Here is an 8,758-nt window from a genome sequence, read left to right on the forward strand (position 1 = left end):
ATAATCTCAAGTTGTGTGATGTAAATTTGAAATTTCGCACACTAAAATTTGAAATTTCAGTATACAAACTTCAATTATCCCCTTTGTACAGGTGATGTTTATCTGAGTTATCATGAAGTAGCATATCAATCCAAGGGGGAATTATCGTGAAAACAGAGGACTTTTTAGTGACGTTTCATTTACCAAAAGGACAATTGGAGCAGACGATATGTGAAGAAAACTTGTCTGTTTTACAGAATAAATTAACGAGGGACATCACCGATAGAAATATTGACTACATAGAAATTGACGGAACTATTATCTTTACACGGCATATCAAATCATTCGATATACGAGAAAAATAGAGAGAGCTGCCTTGCTAGGCAGCTCTTATTTACATAATCAGTGTTATCGGTAGTGATCTAGAGTATGTATTACTTATTTTTGATTTCTTCAAGTAACTCTATAATTCTTTCATTTTGTTTTGTATTTTTTCTTATTCCACCCTCGATAACTAAGAGTGTTATAAACCAAAGAACAAGCCCAATATAAAAGATATCCATCGAGCACAGCTCCATTCTTTTTTATTCCATTTTATCGCGCGAAAGGAAAGAAAAGTACATTGTGTATCCTATTCATGTGAGGTCTACATAACGTGCGTTATCGAAAGTAGATTTTATTTCTGTTTTGTTTCCTCTAAACGTTTTATAAGCTGTTCATTTTGTTCAAATCCATTTTTATAATCTTCTGGAATACCTACCTTTATTTCCTCATCTTTAATGGGTTTATTCACAATGAATGTTTTAGTTTTTAAATATGCTACAATATCTCCTTTTTCATTCTTAATTTCTTTCTTTAGAAGGACACCAGTTTCCTGGTCAATCCATAATTTAAATGTTGTTCCTTTTGTAATTCTAGCTACACGTCCAGCGAGTGATCCTTCAATAGTTATTACATGACGTGTTAAGTAAAGATCATCTTGGTTAGTTATATTCCATAAATTATAATTGTATAGGTAATTTATTAATTCTGCCTGGTTAAAAATAGAACTTTCTGCTGGTCCTAATGGTGGATAGTCAGCTCTGAGAAGGAAGTTACTTACATCCTTTTCACCTACTGCATATCTATGTTCAATAGATTTATCTATCTCGCTCGAATCTTTTGGTACTGAAACAGGAGATTTTCCGTATTCTTTTCGTTCAGGATATATTGTTAGAAGGATTTCGTCCTTAAAAAGATGTATTTGCTCAACATTATTTGAGTCTTTCATTGCTATTGTTGAATAAGCAAGGGGATTGTTACCAACTCTCACTTGATATTCAACTTTGGAGTGGATATTACTTATAGCACCGTTATATTCTTCAAATGCTCCTTTTACAGTCTGAAAATAATCAATAGAGTTTAGAATTTTATAATGGATCTCTTCTTTAGAGTACGATTTTACTACTTGTTGATTTTCTTTCTTTGTTTCAACTGTATTTGTATTCTTTTTTGCAAAGGCAATTTGGTGATTTTCTATGTAAAATGTTCCTCCTAGGATGAGTCCTCCTAAGGATAGGCTTATTATAAGTTTTCTATTTATCATTACTGTATAACACTTCCTTTTTATTCCATCATACCACGAATAGACAAGAAAAAATCCTTGTATATTCTATTCATGTGAAGTTTACATAACATGAGTTATCGGAACTCAATGTATCTAGAAGCCTATAAAAAAGCCTCTTCAGCAAGCGAGCTAAAGGGGCTTCACAATTCATATAATTAATGTTATCGGAAGTAATTACTAAGCAGCACAGATGAGTTGATACTTTTGAAAGGGACCAGTCGGTACATCATTCAACAAGATTTTCCTGAGCACTGCCAAATGATTCAGATTCAATTGCGTAAAAGACTAACAAGCTCACAATAAAGAAGATTACAGCACATGATATAGACGTTATAAGGTCCATTTCTGGAATGAGGTGCATAACTGCAAAAATACCCAAAAATAATGCAAGAAACATAAAACCTTGTCTTATCATGGTTATTCCTCCCTTTTATTTAATCCTGTGAATTTCTTGTTTCTGTATGTATTCATCATTATGAACAAAAAAACCTTCAACGCAGGATTGAAGGTTACATAATCAGTATTATCGGAAGTAATTCTCATGTAGTATAATTAGATAGAAGTATAGCCTTAATTCTTAAGGTAAAAGGAGTGTTACTAATTGGGTGCCTGGGGAACTGGAATATTTGATAATGATACAACTTGTGATGTCAGAGATGACTTCTATGAATTATTAGAAGAAGGTTTGTCCGTCGAAGAAGCAACAAAAGAAGTACTGAATACACATTTGGAAGATCAAGATGATGAAGATGATTTAGAAGTAGTATCTTGGATATATACTGGGCTTGCAGCTGCTCAATTAGAAAAAAATCTACTCCAAGAAGAAGTACTAGTAAAAGCTATCGAATTAATTGATAGAGGTGCAGACTTAGAGCTTTGGGCAGAAAATGGAGAAGACGAGGATTTTGAAGAAAGAAAAAAAATCCTGAATGAACTCAAATCAAAACTAATAGGAGTCAATAAATAATTACAACAAAAAAGGAGAAGATCATTCTCCTTTTTTGTTTACATAACATGTGTTATCGGTAGTTAAGTAAACAACCTATAATATGCTCTCCTTCTCTATAAATAAGGAATTCTACTAAGCCTTTGGGATTGGAGCTTTATATATCCCTCTTACCTTCCCGTCTAAAAACGTAATTTGTACAATCGATTGGAGATCCTTAAGTTTCCAAATATAGATGACAGAATACCTAGGAGTACCTTTTTCTCCGGATTCACTCACCATATGGCCTTCCATCCCCAGAATATTTTTTACCTCTTCGTAGGTCATCTCTTGTTTTACCTTGGATAGCTGCTCTAATGTTATATTTGCAGAATTATCTTGCTCTGCCTTTTTTGTCATCTTTGCATCTGGTTGCCCCGTCCTTGTAACAGAATTCAAGCTTGATTGTTGTTTGGGCTGTGGTCTGGATGTTTGAATATCGGTAGAGCATCCTGTGACACATAAGAAAGTAGAGACTATCCCAATAGATACAAGAGCTTTTGTTAGTTTATTCATACGGCCTCCTATTTTCCTATTATTCCCTATTCTATCATGACATGCTATAATTTTTTAACAATTTACTAATTTTACCTTTTTAAGGTAACGGGAGGGATTTATGATCATTCGGATAATCAAAACAACTCTGTATTTTCTATTCACTATTTGTAGTACCCTCTGTATTCTTTGCTTACCGTCTCTTTTTACATACAATCGAAAAGTTTCGTTCCAACCCTTTTTATATGTGTTTCAAATCGAAGACACTATAAAACTTTTATTGCATGTAGATGAAATTACATTTACTACGTCTGGGACGGGCACTCTTAAGGAATATCCTCTATTTCCAACCATTTGGGAACCATACATTTATTCTCTTTCTCTTCTCATCGGTACGTTTGTGATAGCCCTTATCATGGCAACAGGACTAAGTTATTTATATATGCTCTCCTCCCTTCGGGGACAGAAGTGGATGAAGAACATCCTCTTTGTGTTCGAAGCGATTCCCGACATGATGATTATTGTCTGTTTGCAAGCGTTACTGATTTGGTATTTTAAACAGACGGGCTCTATGCCGGTTCGTGTGTTGTCATTTGGAGAGAAAAAAGCATTTGTGCTACCAATCTTATGTTTATGCATTCTTCCAACAATTCAGATGTTTCGTATGCTGATTGTATATTTGAAGGATGAGCAGAAAAAACCATATATGGAAGTTGTAAGAGGAAAAGGATTTACGCTACGTTATATCACTGCCGTGCATCTATTTCGAAATGTGTTTATTCACTTGTTCTATCATTCTAAAACCATTTTTCTGTTCATGCTTTCAAACCTGTTTATATTAGAATATATCTTCAACATGAACGGCATTATGAAGTTCTTAGTGGACTACGGATCAAGAAATACTGCCATTAGTGTTGTTGTTGTGTCATTGCTGTTCCTTCCATTTTTCATGTTCTTTTTATTAGGTTCCCTTGCTGTGAAAAGAGTAGGGAGTCAAGAGGAGGTAAACGTATGACTCGTCGTATTACGGCTTCCAAATGTGTAAGGATTGGAGTTGTGTTTCTCGGACTTCTAATTTTGTGTAGCCTATTGTTCCCCTATCTGAAAGAGTTTTTGCCGAAACCAGAAAGACTTTTATATGACGAAAAAGGAGTGCTCTCGGCAGCTGCGCCGTTTTCACCACTTCAGGCTCCACCGTTTGGATCAGACCGGCTAGGAGTACCGCTTTTGTATCCCATCTTGGAAGGAGCAAAGTATACCATTGGTTTTGCCTTTTTCGTAGGTTTCTTTCGCATTCTGATGGGGGTGTGCATCGGAGTCTGGTTAAGTTTGTATTCTAAACGTTTCAAGACATTTGTAAAAGGAATCAGTCAGTCTTTCTATAACATCCCAACTATATTCATGGCCTATATTCTCATGACCCCTGTGTACATTAGTATCGGTGCGGAAGATCCGATTCCTTCCACGCAGTGGATTACTATATTGTATCAATTAGCGGTAGGTGTCGGGGTTGCGGTTCCTGCGATTGCTGTATATATTACAAATGAAGTCGATGAACAGATGAAACAAGAATATGTCATCAGTGCCAAAGTGATGGGTGCAACAAAATGGCATCTGATTCGTACACACATTCATCTATTTTTAAGGGAAAAGATGCTGATTCTCTTTATGCAACATGTGGTACAAACACTTATCTTGTTTGTACATCTTGGATTGCTCCATCAATTTATTGGCGGTGAGCGTCATATCGAGATTGACCCCGGCAGATATAAATATGTATCCCTTACAAGTGAATGGTCAGGACTTATTGGAATTGATCGGTATGAATTTAACTTAGCGCCTTGGATTGTGCTGAGTCCACTTTGTGCTTTTGCAATTACAATCTTCTTTCTCAATTTAATTACAAAAGGGATAAAGGATGCTCTTAACCAACGGGTGATCATACAATCTTTACAGGAAAAGAGAATAGTAACAAACGAGGGTCAAGTTTCTGAGCAAAAAGAACAATTTACATTTGTAACTCCTCAGAAACAGCAGAAAATGTTTATAGATACATAAAGAAGTAAATATGCTCGACTACAAAGGGGGCTGTTTTTTTGAAACAGCCCCCTTTAATTAATCAATATAAGTCGGTTTATCGATAGTAAAATACAGTAATTATTTTTTTAAAACCTTGGTGGATCATTTCTTGAATTATCAAGTTTTGTAATTTCTTCATGTAATTCTTGATTAGATGATTTATCAGGAGCACCACTTTTATATTTCTTCTGCATCCAAAAACTTCCCACAATAGCTATGATACAGATCCCCCAGAAAATGTACCCAAAAATAGTCATATAATTCCCCCTCGGTCTCGTTATATGTGTCCTATTTAGTTGACATAACATCCTATTATCGGAAGTCAATATATCTAGAAGCCTACAAACCCCCTTTCAGATCGCTTGCTGAAGGGGGTTCGTGTTTACATAATCAGTGTTATCGGTAGTTATATTTTTTAGGTGGTTCAGTTAACAGAGAATCATATTAAAGCTAGAAAATACGTTATTCAAGTAATTCAGCTCCGTAAGAATTATCAACTATACAACGCCAAACTCCATCAGACTCTTTTTTAAAAACATAAGTTGCGATTCTCTCCATAGAGAATTCTGAATCGGTTTTTTGATTGGCACTCAAAAGTGCTTTTGCAATAACTAATGCTGTATCACCGGTTTCAATTATTTCCATCTTTTCCTGATTAACAATTAAACTATGGTTAAAATAATCAGCGATAGCCTCAAATGCCCGACGGATTTCTTCTTTTCCTTTAGCTAACATTCCAGGTTTTACAACTAAAATTGCATCTTCTGAATAGAAATCCATTAAATCATCAAAATTCTCTTGATTGATTGCACTATCTGCATTTTTGACTATTTGCTTTAGCTCATTATTTTGCATAATTGCCTCCCATTTTTTATAAGTATGATTATTAAACATTAAATCACGAAAAACCTTTGTACATCGTATTCATGTGAGGTTTACATAACATGTCATTATCGGCAGTCAATGTATCTCAGACACTATAAAAATACCCTTCAGACCTTGTATTCTGAAGGAATTTTTTGTTCACATAATCAGTGTTATCGGAAGTTGTTTATTATTTATTAAAAAACAAATTTTTACCTATTGTGATGGTGAATCTGGTGGTGATTCTGATTGCCCATATCGAGCAATATTTGTATGAGTAAGTGCTTTTTCATAATAGCTCCCGATTGCTTAAACAGAAAAAGTCGAGGATGTACAAATGCTCACGACTTTTTCTGTAATAATAAAGATGAATTTAACTGTGTGACATAGCCTTCTTAATGTAGCCAGAAAGTTGTTCATCTACCCCAAATTTTTCTTGTACTTCAGGATTTTCTTTATAATAACGTTCAGCTGCTTTGGATATCTCAGGATCCCTAAAAGTCAACTTATCGAGGAATTCGTTCCATTGTTTTGCAAATTGTATAACGTTTAGGTTTTCAGGTGGTATCCCCTTCTCATATTCTCCACGTATCTTTGCAGTTATTTCAAGCCATTCACTTACATACTGCTTTCTTTTCTCTAATCCGAGCTGTTTGAACATCTTTTCCTGTTGCTCTTGGGTAAAATATTTATCTTTACTCATATTAATCACCTCAATTAAATTTATAAATTGTTCTGCCTTCACTTCTTGTTGACTGTTAAGCAACTCATATATCCTTTCCAAACGACTGCACAATTGTTCTTGTATCTGAATAGACTCTTTTACACTTTTTAGCTGTACTTTTATAACTTCGACCGGATTCAAATTTGAATTTTCCATCATCCTTTTAATCTCATCTAAAGCAAAACCTAACTGCTTAAGGGACATAATTTGTTGCAGCTTGGCAATATCTGTTTCAGTGTAGATCCTATATCCCTTATCAGAAGACTGTGAAGGAGAAAACAATCCAATTTTGTCATAATGATGGAGCATCCGTACCGTAAGTCCGGTTTGTTTAGCTAATTCTCCAACTTTCCAAGTTTTTTTATTCAGAATCAACCCCTCATTTCGTACGAATTATTTTAGCCGGCAACATTACTATAAAGCCTAACATAGTGTTAGACTCAAGTACCCTTTTAAAACTTTTTTGGTTGTTTATATTGATAACAATTTTTATTAAAAAAGACACTTTCTTATTTAAAAACAGCACCCAATTATGGAATCTAATATTGATAGGTAAAAGTTTTTAAATTTATTTTTAAAGGCTTTTTAATTATGAATATTGTATGCAGAACTAGTTAACATAACATGTCATTATCGGTAGTGAATATATTTTAGACATTATAAAAAATACCCTTCAGATATTATTCTGAAGGGATTCTTTATTTGTATAGATTCGGTTTTTATATATTCGCCGAAATTTGAGAAATGAAACAATTCTCCAAGGTAAAATATATCCGAGCGCTACGGTTACAAACAGTGCTGCCTCAGTCTCCGTGCCGAGCCACTTTAAATAATCGCGAAGTAGAAATCGGATAATAAAGATAATAACAAAGACGATGATGAAACTTCTGTTTTTTGTAGCGTAGATATGTTGATCGGATCGGAGTTCATAGTTAGTCGTCCAAATAAGTGGGATAGATAAAAGAAATCCAAAGATAAGTGCACAAATCCATTCCCAGCTAGCAGCATGAGCCTTTGGATTCAAAATAATAGGAATACTAGGTAACAGCACATATAATATTGGTAGGAGAAGGCGAACTCCATTTCCTTTAATTGGGCGATACATAGCTCTCGTTCTGCGCCATAAAACCAATGCAGCAATTGCAATAACAATCAGGTAAAAAGAAGAAGCGTTTATAAATTCACCCCCATAATTGGTATACCTTAACTATATAGAAGTCATGTACTTTTAAGTAGTGACCTTAGTCATGAATTTAGAAAAAACATTAAACTTTTTTATGTATATTCCATACAGGGTTAGTTAACATAAGACATTATTATCGGAAGTCAATGTGTCTCAAACACTATAAAAATACCCTTCAGACCTTGTGTTCTGAAGGGATTTTTTGCTCACATAATCAGTGTTATCGGTAGTCAATGTATCTATAAGTTTACACAAATTCCTTTAATTGTATTAGTGTGGACTTTGTGTAAATATTATTAAAATACCATATAATTCCTTGAAAGTAATGAATTGTAATTGTATAATCAATTTAGATAAAAAAGAAACGCTGACTTGACGACAAAAAGCGCTAAAAAGTTCTTATGTATCATAATAATTTGAATTACAAGACTTGTATTCCGATGTTTCTGTAATTACTCAATTATTTAATACCTCTGAGTAACTTTTTATGGGCTTTTTTATTTCTTTTTTATCGCTTATCTATCTCAAAAACTTACACATTAGGAGGAAATCGAAATGGAAAAAATGTGCATGGATATGTCTATGATGACATGTATGGAAAGAATGATGTGCGAGATGAAGTGCATGAAAATGATGATGGATCAAATGTGTGAAAACAAAATGATGATGGACATGGATCAAATGATGTCTAAAATGCAAGAGTGTGACGAAATGATGACATCTATAATGAACATGATGATGAAAATGAAAGAAACATGCTAGTACATATTGAAAAAGCACCTTATCTAAATTGATAAGGTGCTTTTATATCCACATTTACCGTTTTATAAAGGATTTAATTCA

13 protein-coding genes are annotated in these 8,758 nt (G+C 34.0%); 5 read left to right on the forward strand and 8 right to left on the reverse strand.

Features of this window, described 5'->3' with window-relative positions:
• The first annotated feature begins 146 nt into the window (after window positions 1-146).
• Window positions 147-344: a hypothetical protein gene (locus tag H540_RS0120510; RefSeq protein WP_028402186.1), complete on the forward strand. Its 198-nt coding sequence runs from the start codon at window positions 147-149 to the stop codon at window positions 342-344.
• Between the two features lie 69 nt (window positions 345-413).
• On the opposite strand, the gene H540_RS35260 is transcribed toward H540_RS0120510, so the two are convergent.
• The 3 genes from H540_RS35260 to H540_RS0120525 all read right to left on the reverse strand — a co-directional run bounded on the left by H540_RS35260 (window position 414) and on the right by H540_RS0120525 (window position 2,000).
• Window positions 414-542: a hypothetical protein gene (locus tag H540_RS35260; RefSeq protein WP_281172532.1), complete on the reverse strand. Its 129-nt coding sequence runs from the start codon at window positions 540-542 to the stop codon at window positions 414-416.
• 113 nt (window positions 543-655) lie between these two features.
• Entirely contained in the window at window positions 656-1,564 is a 909-nt protein-coding gene (locus H540_RS31520; protein WP_051317219.1) for a hypothetical protein, read from the reverse strand.
• Window positions 1,565-1,811: 247 nt separating this feature from the next.
• Window positions 1,812-2,000, reverse strand: a complete 189-nt coding sequence (locus H540_RS0120525; protein WP_028402187.1) for a hypothetical protein — start codon at window positions 1,998-2,000, stop codon at window positions 1,812-1,814.
• A 186-nt stretch (window positions 2,001-2,186) separates the two neighbouring features.
• Here H540_RS0120525 and H540_RS0120530 point away from each other — a divergent pair, with 186 nt between their 5' ends.
• Entirely contained in the window at window positions 2,187-2,552 is a 366-nt protein-coding gene (locus tag H540_RS0120530; RefSeq protein WP_028402188.1) for a DUF4259 domain-containing protein, read from the forward strand.
• A gap of 114 nt (window positions 2,553-2,666) precedes the next feature.
• Here H540_RS0120530 and H540_RS31525 read toward each other — a convergent pair whose 3' ends face one another.
• Window positions 2,667-3,086 (reverse strand): hypothetical protein, encoded by a 420-nt coding sequence (locus tag H540_RS31525; RefSeq protein ID WP_051317220.1) that lies wholly within the window; start codon window positions 3,084-3,086, stop codon window positions 2,667-2,669.
• Between the two features lie 100 nt (window positions 3,087-3,186).
• Between H540_RS31525 and H540_RS0120540 the strand changes: the two genes are divergently transcribed.
• Window positions 3,187-4,080: an ABC transporter permease subunit gene (locus tag H540_RS0120540; RefSeq protein ID WP_028402189.1), complete on the forward strand. Its 894-nt coding sequence runs from the start codon at window positions 3,187-3,189 to the stop codon at window positions 4,078-4,080.
• Window positions 4,077-5,123, forward strand: a complete 1,047-nt coding sequence (locus tag H540_RS0120545) for an ABC transporter permease subunit (protein WP_028402190.1) — start codon at window positions 4,077-4,079, stop codon at window positions 5,121-5,123. The genes H540_RS0120540 and H540_RS0120545 overlap by 4 nt, the downstream gene beginning before the upstream one ends.
• Before the next feature lie 107 nt (window positions 5,124-5,230).
• Here H540_RS0120545 and H540_RS33500 read toward each other — a convergent pair whose 3' ends face one another.
• The 4 genes from H540_RS33500 to H540_RS0120565 form a co-directional block, all read right to left on the reverse strand.
• The gene (locus H540_RS33500; protein ID WP_155891100.1) at window positions 5,231-5,401 is read right to left on the reverse strand and encodes a hypothetical protein; all 171 of its coding nucleotides are present in this window, start codon (window positions 5,399-5,401) and stop codon (window positions 5,231-5,233) included.
• 205 nt (window positions 5,402-5,606) lie between these two features.
• Window positions 5,607-5,999, reverse strand: a complete 393-nt coding sequence (locus tag H540_RS0120555) for a YybH family protein (RefSeq protein ID WP_028402191.1) — start codon at window positions 5,997-5,999, stop codon at window positions 5,607-5,609.
• Between the two features lie 382 nt (window positions 6,000-6,381).
• On the reverse strand, window positions 6,382-7,107 hold the full coding sequence (locus H540_RS32440) for a MerR family transcriptional regulator (protein ID WP_028402192.1): 726 nt from the start codon (window positions 7,105-7,107) through the stop codon (window positions 6,382-6,384).
• Window positions 7,108-7,405: 298 nt separating this feature from the next.
• Complete coding sequence (locus H540_RS0120565) at window positions 7,406-7,909, reverse strand: CcdC protein domain-containing protein (protein ID WP_028402193.1); 504 nt, start codon at window positions 7,907-7,909, stop codon at window positions 7,406-7,408.
• Between the two features lie 561 nt (window positions 7,910-8,470).
• On the opposite strand from H540_RS0120565, the gene H540_RS0120570 reads away from it, so the two are divergent.
• Window positions 8,471-8,677, forward strand: coding sequence for a hypothetical protein (locus tag H540_RS0120570; protein ID WP_028402194.1), 207 nt, complete (start codon window positions 8,471-8,473; stop codon window positions 8,675-8,677).
• Window positions 8,678-8,758: the final 81 nt, after the last annotated feature.

It is taken from the genome of Ectobacillus panaciterrae DSM 19096, from assembly GCF_000430785.1.
GTDB lineage: Bacteria > Bacillota > Bacilli > Bacillales > Bacillaceae_G > Ectobacillus > Ectobacillus panaciterrae.